General features: G+C 69.0%; 15 protein-coding genes. 6 read left to right on the top strand and 9 right to left on the bottom strand.

Going from position 1 to position 17,103, the window contains the following annotated elements; all coding sequences use genetic code 11:
• Positions 1-158 precede the first annotated feature (158 nt).
• A complete protein-coding gene (locus OG917_RS23320; RefSeq protein WP_328319563.1) occupies positions 159-1,124 on the top strand; it encodes an aldo/keto reductase in 966 nt (321 codons plus the stop codon).
• A gap of 36 nt (positions 1,125-1,160) precedes the next feature.
• Here the strand turns inward: OG917_RS23320 and OG917_RS23325 are convergent, their stop codons facing one another.
• The 8 genes from OG917_RS23325 to OG917_RS23360 all read right to left on the bottom strand — a co-directional run bounded on the left by OG917_RS23325 (position 1,161) and on the right by OG917_RS23360 (position 9,613).
• The gene (locus tag OG917_RS23325; RefSeq protein ID WP_328319564.1) at positions 1,161-2,264 is read right to left on the bottom strand and encodes an endonuclease/exonuclease/phosphatase family protein; all 1,104 of its coding nucleotides are present in this window, start codon (positions 2,262-2,264) and stop codon (positions 1,161-1,163) included.
• Positions 2,264-3,295, bottom strand: coding sequence for a glycosyltransferase family 2 protein (locus OG917_RS23330; protein WP_328322102.1), 1,032 nt, complete (start codon positions 3,293-3,295; stop codon positions 2,264-2,266). The genes OG917_RS23325 and OG917_RS23330 overlap by 1 nt, the downstream gene beginning before the upstream one ends.
• 71 nt (positions 3,296-3,366) lie before the next feature.
• The gene (locus OG917_RS23335) at positions 3,367-4,458 is read right to left on the bottom strand and encodes an NAD-dependent epimerase/dehydratase family protein (RefSeq protein WP_328319565.1); all 1,092 of its coding nucleotides are present in this window, start codon (positions 4,456-4,458) and stop codon (positions 3,367-3,369) included.
• The gene (locus tag OG917_RS23340) at positions 4,452-5,894 is read right to left on the bottom strand and encodes an aspartate aminotransferase family protein (protein WP_328319566.1); all 1,443 of its coding nucleotides are present in this window, start codon (positions 5,892-5,894) and stop codon (positions 4,452-4,454) included. The genes OG917_RS23335 and OG917_RS23340 overlap by 7 nt, the downstream gene beginning before the upstream one ends.
• Positions 5,891-6,823 carry a lysylphosphatidylglycerol synthase domain-containing protein gene (locus OG917_RS23345; protein WP_328319567.1) on the bottom strand — a complete coding sequence of 311 codons (933 nt, stop codon included), beginning with the start codon at positions 6,821-6,823 and terminating at the stop codon, positions 5,891-5,893. The genes OG917_RS23340 and OG917_RS23345 overlap by 4 nt, the downstream gene beginning before the upstream one ends.
• A gap of 53 nt (positions 6,824-6,876) precedes the next feature.
• Positions 6,877-7,821 carry a UbiA prenyltransferase family protein gene (locus OG917_RS23350; RefSeq protein WP_328319568.1) on the bottom strand — a complete coding sequence of 315 codons (945 nt, stop codon included), beginning with the start codon at positions 7,819-7,821 and terminating at the stop codon, positions 6,877-6,879.
• Between the two features lie 32 nt (positions 7,822-7,853).
• Positions 7,854-9,254 carry a glycosyltransferase family 2 protein gene (locus tag OG917_RS23355; RefSeq protein ID WP_328319569.1) on the bottom strand — a complete coding sequence of 467 codons (1,401 nt, stop codon included), beginning with the start codon at positions 9,252-9,254 and terminating at the stop codon, positions 7,854-7,856.
• Positions 9,255-9,277: 23 nt separating this feature from the next.
• On the bottom strand, positions 9,278-9,613 hold the full coding sequence (locus OG917_RS23360; protein WP_328319570.1) for a hypothetical protein: 336 nt from the start codon (positions 9,611-9,613) through the stop codon (positions 9,278-9,280).
• Positions 9,614-9,892: 279 nt separating this feature from the next.
• Here OG917_RS23360 and OG917_RS23365 point away from each other — a divergent pair, with 279 nt between their 5' ends.
• A complete protein-coding gene (locus OG917_RS23365; protein ID WP_328319571.1) occupies positions 9,893-10,852 on the top strand; it encodes a helix-turn-helix transcriptional regulator in 960 nt (319 codons plus the stop codon).
• Positions 10,853-10,975: 123 nt separating this feature from the next.
• Here OG917_RS23365 and OG917_RS23370 read toward each other — a convergent pair whose 3' ends face one another.
• Complete coding sequence (locus OG917_RS23370) at positions 10,976-11,737, bottom strand: GntR family transcriptional regulator (RefSeq protein WP_328322104.1); 762 nt, start codon at positions 11,735-11,737, stop codon at positions 10,976-10,978.
• Positions 11,738-12,259: 522 nt separating this feature from the next.
• Between OG917_RS23370 and OG917_RS23375 the strand changes: the two genes are divergently transcribed.
• The 4 genes from OG917_RS23375 (at position 12,260) to OG917_RS23390 (ending at position 17,009) form a co-directional block, all read left to right on the top strand.
• Positions 12,260-13,537 (top strand): extracellular solute-binding protein, encoded by a 1,278-nt coding sequence (locus OG917_RS23375; protein ID WP_328319572.1) that lies wholly within the window; start codon positions 12,260-12,262, stop codon positions 13,535-13,537.
• A gap of 86 nt (positions 13,538-13,623) precedes the next feature.
• Entirely contained in the window at positions 13,624-14,616 is a 993-nt protein-coding gene (locus OG917_RS23380) for a carbohydrate ABC transporter permease (RefSeq protein ID WP_328319573.1), read from the top strand.
• Complete coding sequence (locus OG917_RS23385; protein ID WP_328319574.1) at positions 14,613-15,485, top strand: carbohydrate ABC transporter permease; 873 nt, start codon at positions 14,613-14,615, stop codon at positions 15,483-15,485. The genes OG917_RS23380 and OG917_RS23385 overlap by 4 nt, the downstream gene beginning before the upstream one ends.
• Before the next feature lie 9 nt (positions 15,486-15,494).
• Positions 15,495-17,009, top strand: a complete 1,515-nt coding sequence (locus OG917_RS23390; RefSeq protein WP_328319575.1) for a glycoside hydrolase family 3 protein — start codon at positions 15,495-15,497, stop codon at positions 17,007-17,009.
• Positions 17,010-17,103 lie beyond the last annotated feature (94 nt).

Here is a 17,103-nt window from a genome sequence, read left to right on the forward strand (position 1 = left end):
GGCAACGCCGTTCAATCGGTCGATTTCGACGGCGACCGTCCCCCTCCCGCCAATTGGCCTAGACCTTTTTGCGGATACAGCCACCTGACGGCCCGCCGGCTCCTACAGTCGAGCCCGGAGCCGGGCAGCCCGGCGCCTTCAAGTGGCTGGGAGAACATATGAAGTACGTCAGGACGGGCGGGACCGCAGGCCTCGATGTGAGCGCGCTCTGCCTGGGCGCGCTGCGCTTCGGCTCGATGACCGACGAGGCCACCGCGTTCGCGATCCTCGACCGGTTCCTCGACGCGGGCGGCACGTTCATCGACACCGCCAACACCTATGCGTTCTGGGTCGACGGCTGTACCGGCGAGGAGAGCGAGAACCTCATCGGCCGCTGGATGGCCGGCCGGGGCGTCCGGGACAAGGTCGTGCTCGCCACCAAGGCCGGCGCCCTGCCCGACCCGCTGGACGCGCCCTGGCCCGAAGAGGCCGAGGGGCTGGCCCCGGAGGTCATGCGGCGTCAGGCGGAAGCCAGTCTGCGCCGTCTCGGCACCGACCGTATCGATGTCTTCTACTCGCACATCGAAGACCGGAAGACGCCGGTCCACGAGCAGGTCGCGGGGCTCGGCTCACTGGTCTCGGACGGCAAGGTACGGGTGCTCGGGGCCAGCAACCACACCGCGTGGCGCATAGAGCAGGCCCGCGCCGCGGCCCGGGAGCTCTCGGTGGCCGGGTACAGCTGCGTGCAGCAGCGCTATACCTATCTCCAGCCACGCCCCGGCGTCGATTTCGGTGTCAATCCGCACGCGAGCGAGGAGCTTCTCGACTATGTGCGTTCCGAGTCCGACGAGTTGACGCTGCTGGGGTACTCCACGCTGCTGAGCGGTGTGTACAGCCGGGACGACCGGCCCGTGCCCGCCGAGTACGACCACCCGGGCACAGCCGCCCGTATCGCCGCGGTGCGCGCGGTGGCGGCCGAGACGGGAGCCACGCCGAACCAGGTGGTCCTGGCGTGGCTCCTCGGCGGCTCGCCCGCCGTGCTGCCCGTCATCGGGGTCAGCTCCGTCGCCCAGCTGGACGAGTGCCTCGCCGCCGTCGACCTCGAACTCGACGCCGAGCAGCGCACCCGGCTCGACGCGGTCTGACCGGGCGGGGGCCGCCCCCGTCCGGGCGGCCCCCCGTCAGTGCCCCGGCTCGATGGTCAACGACTGGGCACTGTGGTCCGAGTGGCCCCGCGGACCGGCGAAGTCGTACCGGTCCGCCTTCGCCCCGCCGGCGGTGAAGGCCAGGTCGAGCCGCCACAGATCCATCACCGGGGTGCTGGCACGCCAGCTGCGGGGGAAGAGATCGTGGTTGACGCGCACCGCGTCGGTGGCCACCTTGCCCAGCCGGCCGGTGTCGTCCTGCGTGCGGCTGTGATTGAAGTCCCCGGCGATGAAGGCCGGCTGGTGCTTCCGGGCCCGCACGTCGGCGATGAGGTCGTCCAGCTCGCCGTTGCGCACACCGGTCTGCCGGCGCACGCCGCTCAGCACACTGGGCTTGAAAGGATTGTCCAGGTAGACGTGTACGGGAAGATGCACGTTGTACGTGGAGAGCACCGGGGCGTCCGCCGACCTGCCGGTCCGGACGTCCACCCGCATGACCTGGGGTGCCACCTCGTGGGGCGTACCCACGACATCGAAGCGGGACAGGGTGACCAACTCGCCCTGTACCAGCACCCGGTAACCGGGGAACTCCTTCTTGAGGCGGTCCTCCAGATGCAGTGGGATCAGCTCGGTTCCCTTGCCCTGGTGGATGTACTCCTGAAGCAGATAGACATCCGCGTCCAGGCTCCTGATGTAGGCGTAGAACGCGGCCGGATCGTCGCCCTGTTCCCAGTACTCGGTGTTCCAGGAGACGATCTTCACCGCTCCGGCCGACGGCGTGGTGTCCGAGCCGTTCCACAGCGCGTACGGGTTGATGCCGCTGCGCCCGAAGCCGAGCAGCAGGGCCACCACAGCGGCAGCGGCGATCCACCGCCGCACCCCGGGCCTGGCCCACCAGGTCGCGGCGAGGACCGTCAGGGGCACCGCGAGCAGCAGCTCGGGCGGCATCATGTCGGTGAGCGCCCACAGTGTCAGCGAGTGCGTCAGCAGCCGGTCCAGCAGGGTGAAGAGCAGCCACCCCCCGGCCACGGCCAGCAGGACCCGGGTCCTGCGGATCCGGTGCCCCCGCGGCACTTCGGTGGCCCCGCTGCCGGATTCCGTGCCGGTGCCGGCGGAAGAGGTCTCCGCTGTCGTCGTCATCAGGCATCCACCCGCCGGGCCGGGGCGAGCGCGCTGGTGTACAGCTCACGGAACCGGCTGGAGACGAGGCAGCGCGCGCCACCGGTGATGATGCCGGCGGCCACCGTCAGATTCACCACGAAGTTGACCGCCGCGAAGTACGGGACGAACGACCACCCCTTGTGGCGCGCCGCGCATCGGTACAGCCCCGCGTCGCAGGCGAGTGCGGCTGCCAGCAGCAGGACCGGCGCCACCGTCCAGAGGGCACCGAGGAGTACCGGCAGCAGTACCGCGGCCACGGTCGCCAGCGAGAGCACGGTGGCGAAGGTGCGCGGGCCGGTCACGAATCCGCCCGGCATGCTGCGCCGCTTCAGGTACAGCGGGATCGCCAGCCGGGTACGGGCGTAGGCCTTGCGCACCACGACGGCCATCGTGTCGTCGTGGTCGTGAGTGCCGCGGACCGTGCTGACGCTGACCGAACCGTAGCGCTGGACGAGCCGCAGTCCGAAGTCCTGGTCCTCGGTGTGGCGCAACTGCGGGTTGAAGCCGCCCAGGTCGCGGAAGACGGCGGCCGGAGTGGTGAAGTGACTGGTGTGGACCGTGGACAGCGGGCCCTCGGACTCGATGAGCAGGTAGTACTGCTGAAGCGAGCGGTACTCCTCCACCAGGCTGTCCCGGATCAGCGGGTGCGGCTCGTACACTCCGCACACCGCGCCCAGTGAGGGGTCGTTGCGCAGTACCGCGACGGCGTTGGACACGGCGTCGGGAGCCAGTGCGACATCGGAGTCGACGAAGACGAGCAGTTCGCCCGCTGCGTGCTCGGCGCCGAGGTTGCGGGCCACGGCCACGCCGCTGTTGACGCCGGTACTCACGGCGCGGATGCCCAGACCGGCCGCGACGGCCACGGAGTCGTCGGTCGAGCAGTCGTCGACGAGAACGATCTCCAGTGGCTGATAGGTCTGTTCCTGGATGGCCCGCAGGCACAGCGCGAGTGAGGCTCCGTAGTTGTAGTTCGGCACGATGACCGAGACGAGAGGTCCGTCGTTGGGCATGGTCACACCAATTCGGATAGGCAGAGGAGAAGGGGGCGGGGGAGGAGCTGTGTGCGGCCGTGCGGGGCCCGTCAGAAGAGGAACTTGGCGAGCGACAGGGCTCCCTGGCTCCAGGCGTCCACGCTGGTGACCCCCGCGCCGCCGCGCTTTCCCGCGCCGCGCCTTCCGGCACCGGACGCGGCTTTCGCGGCACGCTGCTCGCGCCACCAGGCGTAGGTGCGCAGGATCGCGTCCTGGTTGGAGTACTTGGGCGCGAACCCGAGCTGTTCCCGGGCCAGGTCGGTGCTCACGTACGAATCGTCGAGCAGCTTGTGCATCAGCCGCCCGTACACCGGGGAGAGCTTCGTGGCCTCCAGCAGACGGAGGGTGTGGAGGGCGGGCCTCGCCGGCAGCGACTTCACCCGCTTGCCGTGTCCCGCTGCGTCCAGCACGGCCTGGAAGTCCTCGCGCAGGGTGCCGAATTCGGCGGCGCCGAGGTTGAAGGTGCCGTCCGCCCGTTCGGGGGGTGCGCTCAGCGCCACCAGGACCGCGTCCACCAGATCATCCACGTCGAACATCTGGATCCGTACGTCGCCCCTGCCGAGCACCGGGAAGTGCCTTCCCTCCTCGGCCCACTCGAAGAGCATGGCGAACAGGCCCATCCGGCCGGGGCCCAGGAACGTCTTGGGACGGAGGATCGGCAGGCACATCTCACCGCCGCGGTGGCGCTCCACGACCTCCTCGGCCTCCGCCTTCGCCGCGCTGTACGTGTCGACGGGCTCGCGCGGGTACTCCTCCGTGGTGGGCACGGTGCGGGGCAGCCCGTAGACGGCGGTCGAGGATATGTGCACCACGCGCGGCAGGGCGCTGGAGGCCGCCGCGCTCATGACCGACTCCGTACCGCCGACGATGATGGAGCGGATCTGTTCCTCGGGGTAGCTCGGCAGCGCGGCGGCACAGTGCACCAGCGCGTCCGCGTCGGCCAGGGCCCGCTTCATCGCCACCGGGTCGCGTACGTCGGCGATGCTGTTCTCCAGTCGCTCGTGACGTACGCCCGGTTCACGCAGGTCCACACAGTGCACCTGGTGTCCGTCAGCGAGCAGCCGGCGTATCAGGGTCGAACCGAGCATGCCGGCGCCGCCGGTCACCACCACATGCTGTGCCGGGGGAGTGGGAGTCACCACAGCGAGGCCACCTTTTCCTGTACGAAGCGTGTCAGCAGTCGGGGGAGGCCCTTGGCGAGAGTGCTGTCGAGGCACTCCAGGAAGTGTTCGACCTCGTGGTTCTCCACGATCAGCGGCGGGGCGACCATCAACGGGTTGGAGCCGTTGAGGGTGTAGTAGCTGTAGATGCCGTGATCGCGGTACATGGCGCTGACGACGGACGAGGTGATCAGCTTGGTGCGGAAGCGCGGATCACGGGCCAGCCCGCCGGGGGCCAGCTTGGCCGCCAGTTCGAGCAGCTTCGGGCCTTCGCGCAGAAAGACCCCGTGCAGTGCGCCCGTGCCGCGTACCTCGGCGACGCTGTCGGAATGCTCCTTCGCGATGCGTTCGAGGCCGGGGGCGAGTATCCGGTCGATGGCCCGGGCGCGGGCCGGATAGTCGTCCTCCACAGCGATGTTGACCGCCTCGATCGCCGTGGCGGCCTCCTCGCCGAAGCCGTAGTAGGTGGTGGAGGTGGACTGCAGGAGGGCGTCGGTCATGTTGTCGTACGCCTTGCGGAAGATCCGCTCACTGGCGACGTAGGCCGAGATGGACGACTTCCCCCCACCGAAGGACTTCGACGTGGTCACGACGTCGGGCACCAGACCCTCGTGACGCATGAAGTAGAAGAGCGTTCCGGTCTTTCCCCATCCGGTGTAGATCTCGTCGAAGATGAGGACGATGCTCTCGCGGGTGCACAAGTCCCGCAGTCCGCGCAGGAATTCCTCGCTGCAGTGGTTCATGGTGGAGGCGGAGAGCGGCTCGATGAGCAGCGCGTACACATCGGACTCGCCGCCGGCGGTCCTGGCCTCGGCGACGTGCCGGCGCACGGCTTCCAGATCCCCGTACGGAAAGGTCAGCACACCGTCGATTCCGGGGAAGCGGAAGGTTTCCTGGGACTGTCCGGTGAGCGAGCCCGATCCGAGCAGCTTGCCGTGGAAGCTGATGTCGGCCCGCATGACCTTCGTACGGCGCCCGCCGTGGTACTTGTACGCGAGTTTCACCGCTCCCTCCACCGCCTCGGCACCCGAGTTGGGGAAGAACGAGAGGTTCAGGTCGCCGGGGAGCAGCTGGGCGAGGTTGTGGCCGAGTGCCGCGACGTAGGGGGAGAAGTAGGTCTTGTGCACCTCCATCCGCTGCTGTTCCTGGAAGCGTCGGCGAGCGGCGAGGATCCGGGGATGGTTGTGGCCGTGGCTCAAGACGCCGACGCCACCGGTGAAGTCCAGAATCCGTTTGCCGCCGTGCTCGTATATGTAGGCGCCCTCGGCGCGTTCCACGCGCTCGCGGCCGAAGCCGAAGGACGTCATCAGGGAGACCTGGCTGCGGTTGACATGCCCGCGGTAGAGGCCGTGGATCTGTTTGGTGGTGAGGTTCTCGGCGTCCTCGACGCTGAACAGCTCAGGCTGTGCGGTGGTCACGATTCGACTCGATTCAGGATCGTTTCGGGTTCGGTCAGTGCGGCGGACGGCAGGGGCTTGCCTGCCCTGCGGGTGCGGACCAGCACGGTCCCGGCTACGAGGACCTCGCTCGTGGTGCAGACCAGCCTGCTGGCGATGGCGGCAGCGGCCGCGGCCTGCCAGGGCAGCACGGTGGACAGGCCCGCGGTCAGCAGCGCCTCCCGCGCCCCCCACCCGTCCGGCAGGAAGAGCGCCAGGCTGGAGAGTGAGGTGGCCAGCGCGAAGCCGCCGACGCAGAGCGGCAGGGCGGCCCAGGGGTTGGCACCCAGCAGGACCGCGATCGCCCACAGGTGCAGACCTGAGACGAGCCAGGAGGCGGCCGCCAGCCCCATCGCCCTGCGCATACCGGGATCGGTGGCGAACGCGGCCGGCGGCTTGCGCCGGGTCAGCCGGGCCGCGGTGACCGCCATGCGGCCCAGGATTCCGGGCCGGGCGACCCAGCTCCCCAGTACGAGGGCCGGTGCGATCAGCCACCACGCCTGGCCGCCGAGCACGGCAGGCGCGGCGATCATCCCCAGAGCGAGGCCCGTCAGCACGCTGACCACGAGATTGAGGAGGAAGACGGTGACCATCACCGGGCCGGTGACGCCGGCGTCCCGGCCCATCTGGATATGGGTCATCAGCCCCCACACCCGGCCGGGCACGAACTTGCTGAGGAAGGAGGTGAAGTAGATGCGCGCCCCGGTGGCGCGGCCGACCCCGGGACCGAGATCGGCGAGCAGGGCCTGCCAGGAGGCCGTGCCGAGCAGAACGCCGGCACCGTTGGCGGCGAGCGCAGTGAGGAGGAAGGGAAGCGAACGGGGGCGGGCGAGCAGGTCGACGGCGTCGGTGACCTGGCCGCGCAGGGTGAGTGCGATCCCGGCGCCCACGGCGATGACGAACACAGCCATCAAGGCCGTGCGGGCACGCCCGGACAGAAACCGTCCACGGACGGCCGGCGTTGTCATGAGCCCGTGTGGGCGAGGACCAGCGCGGTGCCGATCAGCGCGCCCCACAGCGCGGAATTGATCACCATGATCCGGTCGTGGAAGAGGGTGCGCACCGGTTCGCCACCGCCGTCCTCGACCAGCAGCACCTGCAGGTTCCGCGCCAGGCCGAACAGGGCGAACGGAGCGGAGAGGAGCGTGAGGAGTGGCCCCGAGTCTCCGACCGGAGCGTCGAGGTAGATGTAGAGGACGTAGGACACGGCGGCGAAGACGGTCGTCAGGCCCAGGAGCTGGTCGAGGAAGGTCAGTGAGTAGCCGCGGAGTGCGGGGCGGTGGACCTCCCCGCCCACCGCCATCTCGTGGCGTCGCTTGCCGAGGGTCAGCAGGAGGCAGAGGGAGAGCACGCTCAGCGCCAGCCAGCTGGACACATCGTGGTCCATCACCAGATAGCCCTGGACGAGGCGGAGCAGGAAACCGAGAGCGACGACGAAGACATCCACCAGCGGGACGTTCTTGAGGCCCTTGCTGTACGCGATGTTGATCACGAGGTAGGCCGCCAGCGGCCACCAGTGTGCCAGTGGGTCGGTCTGGAGCACGGCGGCGAGGAGCACGGCCAGCACAGCGCCGAAGCCCGTCGCCGCGCGTATCGACACCCGGCCGTCGGCTATCGGCCGCAGGCGTTTCGTGGGATGCAGCCGGTCGCGGTCCCGGTCGAAGATGTCGTTGAGCAGATAGACGAGTGAGGAGGCGAGCGTGAACGCGACGACCGCGAGAGCCGCCTGGCCCAGCAGCCGCACATTCCATGCGGGCGAGTCGGCCAGGGCGAGCGGGACCACGGCGAGATTCTTGGACCACTGCCCGGGGCGGATCAGGACGAAGAGGTCACGGGTGCGGCCGGGCGGCGATGGGGCGGATCTGCTGAGGGCGGGTTCGATGTCGAGCAGCGGACCGGGCAGGGCCATGATCGGACTCCAGGAAGGGGGCGGTGTACGGGTCACTGCGTGGTCGGCGCGGCGACCGGCCTCCGCGTCCGGCCGGGACCGAAGTTCGGGTCCAGACGCCAGCGGACCGCTCCGTGCACGGCGCCGAGCACGAGCGCGATGTGGACCGTGAAGTGGACTGCGGTGAACCAGAGGAGGTATCTCCAGCCCCGGCTCTGCCGCACGAAGCGGCTCAGCCCCGGGTCGGAGGCCGTGAACACGGCGACGCACAGCGCGGGCAGGAGCAGCAGCCAGAGGGAGAGGAAGCCCAGCGGCGCGGTGGCGATGGCCAGACCGGTGGCGACGACTCCGAGCGGCCGGTTGGCGGTCAGTCCGCCCGCCCGTGCCTGCTGAACGGCTGCCGTGGGAATGAGCAGTTGGGACCGCCGGTACTGCTCACGGAGCATGTCCCCGTACTTGTCCACGTCGTCGTGCCGGCCGATCACGGTCTCGGTCATCCTGATCCGGTGCCGGGCCGCCAGCCGCCCGCTGTACTCGACGTCTTCGGAGTCACGCAGGTTCTCGTCGAACGGACCGGTCTCCTCGAATACGGCCCGCGGGATCGCGGCCAGCGCGAAGAACGCCGTACGGACGATGCCCACGCCCCGCCGTCGCCAGAAGTGCGCGTGCAGCGCGTGGTAGCGCTCGACAGGTCCGTCGTCGAAGAGGGGCTCGGGTGCCAGGATCCCGTGGACGCAACCGGTCTCCGGATCACTGAGCAGCAGATCCACCGCGTTGGCCAGGGCGTCGGGTGCCAGGGCCGTGTCGGAGTCGAGGAAGAAGAGGATCTCTCCGCGGCTGGCAGCCACGCCCAGGTTGCGCGCAGCCGACACCCCGCGGTTGACCGGAGAGGCAACCAGCACACACGGGAACTGTCGTGCGATGTCGCGCGAGGTGTCCGTACTCGCGTCGTCGACGACGACCACGTCGAGCGGCGGGTGGCTCTGGGCGAACACCGACTCCAGGCACGCCCTGAGGGTCTTTTCGTAGTTGTAGTTGGGAATGATGACGGACACGCTGGGACGAGCCCTGGGCATAGTGCCTCCTCGGGGATTCTCCTGAGTGGGTGGACAGGGGGCGTCACCAGCACCGCACGGGTCGGCCGGCGTGCGGAGTTCGTGGAGTTGGTCCAGGTCGGGGCAGCGGAGACCTGAGACCACCCAGCCTTCGAAGGCGGGCGTGCCGCGCAGCATCCTGGTGATGACGGCCAGGGCCGCGCGCTCGGCGAGCCAGGGGCTCTGCGCGGAGACGAACAAGGCGACGTCAACGCGTTCGGGCCCCACCTGAACACGCAGGTGGGCGATCTGGCTGCGGTCGGGCGTGCAGGACCGCAGCAGCGTTGTCAGGGCGGCGGCGTTCTGGGTGTTCCTCGGGGCATCCGGCTGCCGGAGCAGCAGGGCCGTGACGACATACATGCCGGCTCGGGAGCAGTCGGCTGTCAGCCCCAGCTGAATCCGTTGTCGGAATCCAGAGGTCCGCCTGCCGGGGACGAGGTGGAGGAGTGCGGCTGTGCTACCGCCGCCCCGACGCCGCCGTCCCGCCCTGCCGACACGAGAGAGACCGGGGCGACGGCGAGCGATACGGCGATCGCCGCCGAAGCGGCGAGGACCAGACGGCTGTTGACGGGGGACGCGGCGATACGCATGGTGAGGATCTCCAAGCTGGGTTCGTGGAATCGTGCCTGGTCAGGCACTTCGCCGAGGGGAGTGGCCGACGGGTTTCCGTGGCCTCTCGGGACGAGCATCAGCTTGGGGTGCCGGGGGTGGGATGTCATCGGTTCCGGGGTGGCAGCGAGTGCTCGGCAGGTTGCTGCCAGTTGCCGGGCAGCTCCACGGGGCGGGGAGCTGGCGCTTCTTCCGGGTGGCAGCCGGTGCCAGGCACCTTGTGGCCACCTGGCCGAAAATCGAACAGGGGGATTGATTTCGGCCATTCCTCGGATCGTCGGTCTAGACCAAGTCTCCGCTCTGTATCGTTCCGGTCTTGTGCGTGGCCATGAGAGACGGTCATTGCCGGCACAGAACGTCTAGGGGGACGTGTGTTTGCGGCGTTGGGGTTGGACGTAAGAACAGAAGAGGTCTACCGGCTCTTTCTGGAACAGCCCGCACTCGGCATGGACGAAATCATCGAGCGGCTCGGCCGTCCGGAGAGCGAAGTGAAGGCAGCACTGGACGATTTGGCGGACCTCTGTCTTCTCCTCTACGACCGGGCGTCGGGTGTCTTCCATCCGACCGACCCGGGCGTGAGCCTTCCTTCCCTGGTCTCCCGGCGTGAGGCCGAACTGGAGCGCCAGCAGCAGCAGATCGAAACCGTGCGGGCCGCGGTCGCCGATCTCGCCGAGCAGTACGGCACCAGGGGTGCGTACCGGTACGAGGCCGTGGAACGCATCGTCGGCCTGGACGCCGTGCGGACGCGGCTGGAGGAACTGGCGCTGTCGGCGAAGCGCGAGTGCCTCTCCCTGCTGCCTGGTGGCGCGCAGGCCCCGGACACCATGAGTGCGAGCAAACCGCTCGACCAGCGGGCCCTGGAGCGCGGTGTTCGAATTCGAAGCATCTACCAGGACAGCTACCGCAATGATCCGGCCACGCTGCAGTACGTCAACTGGCTCGGTTCGCTGGGAGGTGATACGAGGACGGTGCCTTCGCTGCCGATGCTGCTCGTCGTCGTCGACCGGGAGACCGCGTTGCTCCCCATCGACCCGGAGGACGGTCGCGCCGGTGCGCTGGAAGTGCGCGCGGCCGGAGTGATCAGCGCTCTCTGCCTGCTCTTCGACATGCTCTGGGCGTCGGGAACACAGCTGGGCATGCCGCCGAGCAAGGACAGGCACCAGCTGACCCCTCAGGAGCGGGAGTTGCTGCACATGCTGGCGAGCGGGCAGACGGATGCCCATGCGAGCCGCCGCCTGGGCGTCTCGCTGCGCACTGTACGGCGGATCAACGCGGAGCTCATGCTGCGTCTTGAGGCGCGCAGCCGCTTCGAGGCGGGTGTCGAGGCCTCGCGCCGCGGCTGGGTCTGAGACCGGTCCCGGGTCAGGGTGCGGACCGGAGGGTCCGTACCCTGACCGCCCGGTCCCCGATGGCGGGGCCCTGGGCCCCGGGTGCTGTGCCGGCCAGTACCGCGCCGGGTGCCCGGGAGGTCCTCAGTCGACCGGTCGCTTGAGGTTGGCCACGAACTTGTAGCGGTCGCCGCGGTAGACCGAGCGCACCCACTCCACCGGTTCGCCGGCGCCGTCGATCGAGTGCCGGGAGAGCATCAGCATCGGCAGGCCGACGTCCGTGCCGAGCAGTCCGGCCTCGCGCGGGCTGGCCAGCGAGGTTTCGATCGTCTCTTCGGCCTCGGCGAGGCGCACGTCGTAGACCTCCGCGAGCGCGGTGTACAGAGAGGTGTACTTGGCCAGCGAACGGCGAAGAGCCGGGAAGCGCTTCGCCGACAGGTGTGTGGTCTCGATGGCCATCGGCTCGCCGCTCGCCAGCCGCAGCCGCTCGATGCGCAGCACCCGGCCGCCCGTGGTGATGTCGAGCAGCCCGGCCAGGGTGTCGTCGGCGGTCACGTAGCCGATATCGAGGAGCTGGGAGGTGGGTTCCAGCCCCTGGGCCCGCATGTCCTCGGTGTAGGAGGTCAGTTGCAGGGCCTGGAAGACCTTGGGCTTGGCGACGAACGTGCCCTTGCCCTGGATGCGTTCGAGACGGCCCTCGACCACCAGTTCCTGGAGCGCCTGGCGCACGGTCGTCCGCGAGGTGTCGAACTCGGCAGCCAGAGTCCGTTCGGGCGGGACCGGGGTGCCCGGCGGGAGGGTCTCGGTCATGTCGAGCAGGTGTCTCTTCAGCCGGTAGTACTTGGGAACGCGTGCGGTTCGTCCGACCGTGGCCCCCTCCGTCTCGGCGCTGCCCCCGACGTCCATGGCCTGCCCTCCCGAGCGCTGCGCTGCTGCCGTCACCGGCTCCTCCGTCTGTTGCGGCCCACATGGTGTCACGGCCGGTCACGCGAGGCCGTGGCCCCGGGTGTCGTCATGCACCGAGCATGACAGCCCCTTGATCGCACCGTCCCGCACGGAGCCTCATGAGTGAGTGGCGCTCCGTACATCGGCACAATAGCGCCGGAAGGTTTGGTCTAAACCACTAAAGCGGGGTGAGCGCCCCCAGCGGTAGTCGCCCGCGGATTCTTTCTTTCCCGCGCGCCGGCACTGCCGTGTTGTGCGGTCCGTTTCAGGTGGCCCGGGTCCGCCACCGGGGCCTTGATGACGGTCCGATAACGGACGAGACGGGTCTTCTCGCCGACCTTGACACGTGAATAGGTCTAGGCCAAGCTCCGGGTACTGGTCTAAACCATTAGAGACCAGAACCCAGCCCCACAGGCGGTGCTAGTCAATAGCCGGTACCTGCGCGGTGGATGGGGGGTGGCAGGCATCCCTGAGGAGGATGGCGTGAAGCGCAAACTCATCGCGGCAATCGGCGTCGCAGGCATCATGGTGGGCATTTCGGCGTGCGGCTCCGGAGGGGACGGCGACAGCAAGGCGGCGGAGGCGAAGTCGCTGACCGTGTGGCTGACGGTCGACGCCCAGAAGAACTGGCCGGGCCTGGTCAAGGCGGCCGACGACGCGGTCGTCGCGAAGCACCCCGGCATCAAGATCAACCACGAGTACTACGGCTGGCCGGACAAGAACGCCAAGCTCGACGCGGTGCTGGCCACGGACAAGGCCCCCGACGTGGTCGAGATGGGCAACACGGAGATGCTCCCCTACACACTCAAGGGTGCGTTCGCCGAGGTCGACCCCTCGAAGTTCGACAACTCGGGCCAGTGGCTCGACGGCCTGAAGGCTTCGGTCACCTACGACGGCAAGACCTACGGCGTGCCGTACTACGCCGGGGGGCGGGTCGCTACCTGGCGCAAGGACGTGGCGGCGTCCGCCGGTATCAAGTCCACGCCCAAGACGTACTCCGAGCTGACCTCCGACCTGGACAAGATCCAGCAGAAGAAGGGCAGCACGTTCAGCGCGTGGTATCAGCCCAGCCGTGACTGGTACGCCGGTATGTCCTTCGTGTACGACGCCGGCGGCTCCATCGCGAAGGAGGAAGGCGGCAAGTTCAAGGCCAACCTCTCCTCGCCCGAGTCGCTCAAGGGCCTCGGCGAGTACAAGAACGTCCTCGACAAGTACATGAAGGGCGACAAGACCAAGGACGAGGCCGACCGCCCGATCGTCTTCGGCCAGGGCAAGTCCGCGATGATGTTCGCCGCGGGCTGGGAGGGCAGCACGGCCGCCCTCCCCGAGAACGACAAGGTCGGCAAACTCGCCGACAAGCTCCAGGACTTCGTGATGCCCGGCCCGTCCGGCAAGCCCCTGCCGGTCTTCCTCGGCGGCTCCGACCTGGCCATTCCGGTGAAGTCGAAGGCGCAGGACACGGCGGCGGAGTGGATCAACGCCTTCACCGGTGAGAAGGGCCAGCAGGGCCTGATCGCCAAGCAGAACCTGCCCAACAACAAGGCCGACCTCGCGCCGCTGAAGAAGGACCCGAAGACGGCGGTCCCGGCCACGGCGGCCGAGTCGAGCTGGTTCGTCCCGATGGCGCCGGGCTGGGGCCAGATCGAGAAGGCCCAGGTTCTGCAGAAGATGCTGCAGTCCATCGGCACCGGCAAGCAGTCGGTCCAGGCTGCCGCCCGGGACGCGGACGCCGCCATCGACAAGGTCATCAACACCAAGTGATCTGAGGAGCGGGGCCTTTCCATCCCCCCAGAAGAAAGGCCCCGCTCCGGCCCCGTACCAGGAGAGGGAATGCTGAGGAGCACTTGATGAGTGCCGCAGAGACAACCACCGCCAAGGTGCCGCCGCAGCGGCGCTCACCATCACCGGATGCCGAAGCAGGCCCCCGCCCACCGGGGAAGAAGTCCTCAGCCGGGAGCTCCGCAGTGCCGTGGGCGCTCCTCGCGCCCTGCCTGCTCATCCTCGCCCTCGTTCTCGGGTATCCGCTCTACCGCCTCGTCACCCTCTCCTTCCAGAAGTTCGGGCAGCCCCAGCTCTGGGGGTTCAAGCCCGCGGAGTGGGCCGGCTTCGACAACTTCAGCAACATCCTCGGTGACAGCGAGTTCTGGGCTGTCGTCGTCAGGACCATCGTCTTCGCCGTCGGCGCGGTCGTTCTGACGATGGTCATCGGGATGTTCATCGCGCTGCTGCTCCAGCGGGTGTCCGGCTGGGTCAAGACCCTCGTCAACGTCGCGCTCGTGGCGAGCTGGGGTATGCCGATCATCGTGGCTGTCACGATCTTCAAGTGGATGTTCGACTCCGACTACGGCGTCCTGAACTGGCTCATCAGCAAGATCCCCGGTGTCGACTTCATCGGCCACAACTGGTTCGCCAGCGGTCCGCAGGGGCTCTCCGTCATCATGCTGCTCGTGGTGTGGGGCGCGGTGCCGTTCGTCGTCATCACGCTCAGCGCGGGGCTCACCCAGGTGCCCCAGGAGCTCGAAGAGGCCGCCAGGCTCGACGGCGCCGGGTCCTGGGGTGTCTTCCGGCACGTCACCCTGCCGATCCTGAAGCCGATCATCGTGATGCTGACGACTCTCTCGGTCATCTGGGACATGGGCGTCTTCCCTCAGGTCTTCGTGATGCGGGGCGGCCACCCCGAGCCCGAGTTCCAGCTCCTCACCACGTACTCGTACGACAAGGCCTTCGTGGTCAACGACTACTCCGGCGGCTCGGCGATCGCTCTCGTCACCGTGCTGCTGCTGCTGGGCGTGGTTGCCGTCTATATGCGCCAGATGCTCAAGATCGGAGAGGTGGAGTGACCACGACTGCGACGGCTCCTGCCGCCACCCGCCCCCGCTCACGCCCGCGTCGCAAGAAGTCCAAGCTGGGCTGGAACCTGGCCGGTCTGCTGGTCTTCGTGACCATGGGCTTCCCGGTCTACTGGATGCTGAACACGGCGTTCAAGCCGTCGAAGGACGCGATCGACCCCAACCCGCACCTCTTTCCCCACGTGTTCACCCTGGACAACTTCCGGCGAGCCCTTCAGGTCGCCGACTTCTGGGGTGCCATCTCGCGCAGCGCCATCGTCTCGCTCTCGGTGGTCGCCATCGGGATCGTGGTGGGCATGCTGGCGGCTCTCGCGATCTCCCGGTTCGCCTTCCGCGGCCGCAAGATCGTGATCGTCGGGATCCTCGCGGTGCAGATGGTGCCGCTGGTCGCCATGATCATCCCGGTCTTCCTGCTGCTGAACGACCTCGGCCAGTACGACCAGCTCACGGGCCTGATCATCACGTACCTGACCTTCATCCTCCCGTTCACGGTCTGGACACTGCGCGGCTTCATCGTCAATATTCCGAAGGAGCTGGAGGAGGCGGCGATGGTCGACGGGTGCACCCGCACCGGTGCCTTCATCCGGGTGGTCTTCCCGCTGCTCGCTCCCGGCCTGGTCGCGACCTCGGTCTACGGATTCATCCAGGCGTGGAACGAGTACCTCTACGCTCTGATGCTGATGAGCCAGGAGAAGCAGACGGCCACCGTCTGGCTGAGCAACTTCACGACGCAGCACGGTACGGAGTACGCGCCCATGATGGCCGGATCAAGCATGATGGCCGTCCCCGTCGTGGTGCTCTTCCTCCTGGTCCAGCGCAAGATGGCCGCAGGTCTGACGGCCGGCGCGGTGAAGGGATAACGGCGCCCCATGACCACCATCACCACGGGCACGGACAAGCTCACGCGCGACGCGCTGGCCGTCCTCCAGCCCGGCTTCACCGGCACCACGGCCCCGGACTGGCTGCTGCGCAGGATCGGCGAAGGGCTCGCGTCCGTCGCCCTGTTCGGCCGCAACGTCACCAGCGCCTCCCAGGTCGCCGCGCTCACCGCTCAGCTGCGGGCCGAGCGGGACGACGTCCTCGTCGCCATCGACGAGGAGGGCGGCGACGTCACCCGCCTGGAAGTGCGCACCGGTTCGTCCTTCCCCGGGAACCTCGCGCTCGGCTCGGTCGACGACCCTGAGCTCACCCGGGCCGTCGCCCGCGAGCTGGGCCGGCGTCTCGCCGAGTGCGGGGTCAACCACAACTGGGCCCCGTCCGCCGACGTCAACTCCAATCCGGACAACCCGGTCATCGGTGTACGGTCCTTCGGCTCCGACACCGCACTGGTGGCCCGGCACACCGCCGCGTACGTCGAGGGTCTCCAGTCCGCCGGGGTCGCGGCCTGCACCAAGCACTTCCCCGGCCACGGCGACACCGCCGTCGACTCGCACCACGCGATGCCCCGGATCGACGCCGGCCTGGAGACGCTGAACGCCCGTGAGCTGGTGCCCTTCAGGGCCGCCATCGCGGCGGGGTCCAAATCGGTCATGAGCGCGCATATCCTGCTCCCGGCGCTCGACCGCGAGCGGCCGGCGACGCTGAGCCCGCAGATCCTCACCGGGCTGCTGCGGCACGAACTCGGTTACGAGGGGCTGATCGTCACCGACGGCATCGAGATGCGCGCCATCGCGTCGGCGTACGGCATCGAACGCGGCACCGTCCTCGCCATCGCGGCGGGCGCCGACGCCATCTGCGTGGGTGGCGGCCTCTCGGACGAGGGCACCGTACTGCGGCTGCGTGACGCGCTGGTGGCGGCGGTACGGGCGGGCGAACTGCCCGAGGAACGGCTGGCGGACGCCGCCGCGCGGGTACGTGAGCTCGCGGGGTGGACGCACCGGGCCAGGAGGGCTTCGGAGCCGGGCGCGGCGTCGCAGGAGGGGACCGCGCCCGGCACCGATATCGGGCTCGTGGCGGCGCGCAGGGCGGTCCGGGCCACCCCGGCCGGTCACCAGCCGCTGACCGCGGCGCCGTATGTCGCCGCCTTCGCCCCGGGGGCGAACATCGCCGTCGGCGACGAGACGCCGTGGGGCATCGCGGCCGAGCTGGCCGCGCTGCTGCCTTCCACCCTGACCGGCGCGTACGGAGCGGCCGGCACACCGGCCGACGTGCTCACCGCCGCGGGGGAGCGCACCATCGTCGCGGTCGTCCGCGACGAGCACCGGCACCCGTGGATGGCGCGCATGCTGGACGCGCTGCTGGCGGCCCGCCCCGACACCGTCGTGGTCGAGATGGGCGTACCGCGGGCGGAGCCGCGCGGAGCGCTGTACGTGGCGACGCACGGCGCAGCCCGGGTCTGCGGCCGCGCCGCAGCCGAGGTCATCGCGGGCGTCAGCGGAGCGTAGGGCTCCGGAGCGGTCTGCCCGGGGCGGGACGTCCGGAGGGGAAGGCCGCAAGCGGAACATGAAGGAAGGCCGGGCACCCGCGGGGTGCCCGGCC

The sequence above is a fragment of the Streptomyces sp. NBC_00388 genome, assembly GCF_036061255.1.
Classification (GTDB): domain Bacteria; phylum Actinomycetota; class Actinomycetes; order Streptomycetales; family Streptomycetaceae; genus Streptomyces.

Bases quoted from the DNA above. Each gene is read 5' to 3' on its own strand.
- OG917_RS23320 (WP_328319563.1), top strand. From the start codon at position 159: ATGAAGTACGTCAGGACGGGCGGGACCGCAGGCCTCGATGTGAGCGCG.
- OG917_RS23325 (WP_328319564.1), bottom strand. From the start codon at position 2,264: ATGACGACGACAGCGGAGACCTCTTCCGCCGGCACCGGCACGGAATCC.
- OG917_RS23330 (WP_328322102.1), bottom strand. From the start codon at position 3,295: ATGCCCAACGACGGACCTCTCGTCTCGGTCATCGTGCCGAACTACAAC.
- OG917_RS23345 (WP_328319567.1), bottom strand. From the start codon at position 6,823: ATGGCTGTGTTCGTCATCGCCGTGGGCGCCGGGATCGCACTCACCCTG.
- OG917_RS23350 (WP_328319568.1), bottom strand. From the start codon at position 7,821: ATGGCCCTGCCCGGTCCGCTGCTCGACATCGAACCCGCCCTCAGCAGA.
- OG917_RS23355 (WP_328319569.1), bottom strand. From the start codon at position 9,254: ATGTATGTCGTCACGGCCCTGCTGCTCCGGCAGCCGGATGCCCCGAGG.
- OG917_RS23360 (WP_328319570.1), bottom strand. From the start codon at position 9,613: ATGACATCCCACCCCCGGCACCCCAAGCTGATGCTCGTCCCGAGAGGC.
- OG917_RS23370 (WP_328322104.1), bottom strand. From the start codon at position 11,737: ATGGACGTCGGGGGCAGCGCCGAGACGGAGGGGGCCACGGTCGGACGA.
- OG917_RS23380 (WP_328319573.1), top strand. From the start codon at position 13,624: ATGAGTGCCGCAGAGACAACCACCGCCAAGGTGCCGCCGCAGCGGCGC.
- OG917_RS23390 (WP_328319575.1), top strand. From the start codon at position 15,495: ATGACCACCATCACCACGGGCACGGACAAGCTCACGCGCGACGCGCTG.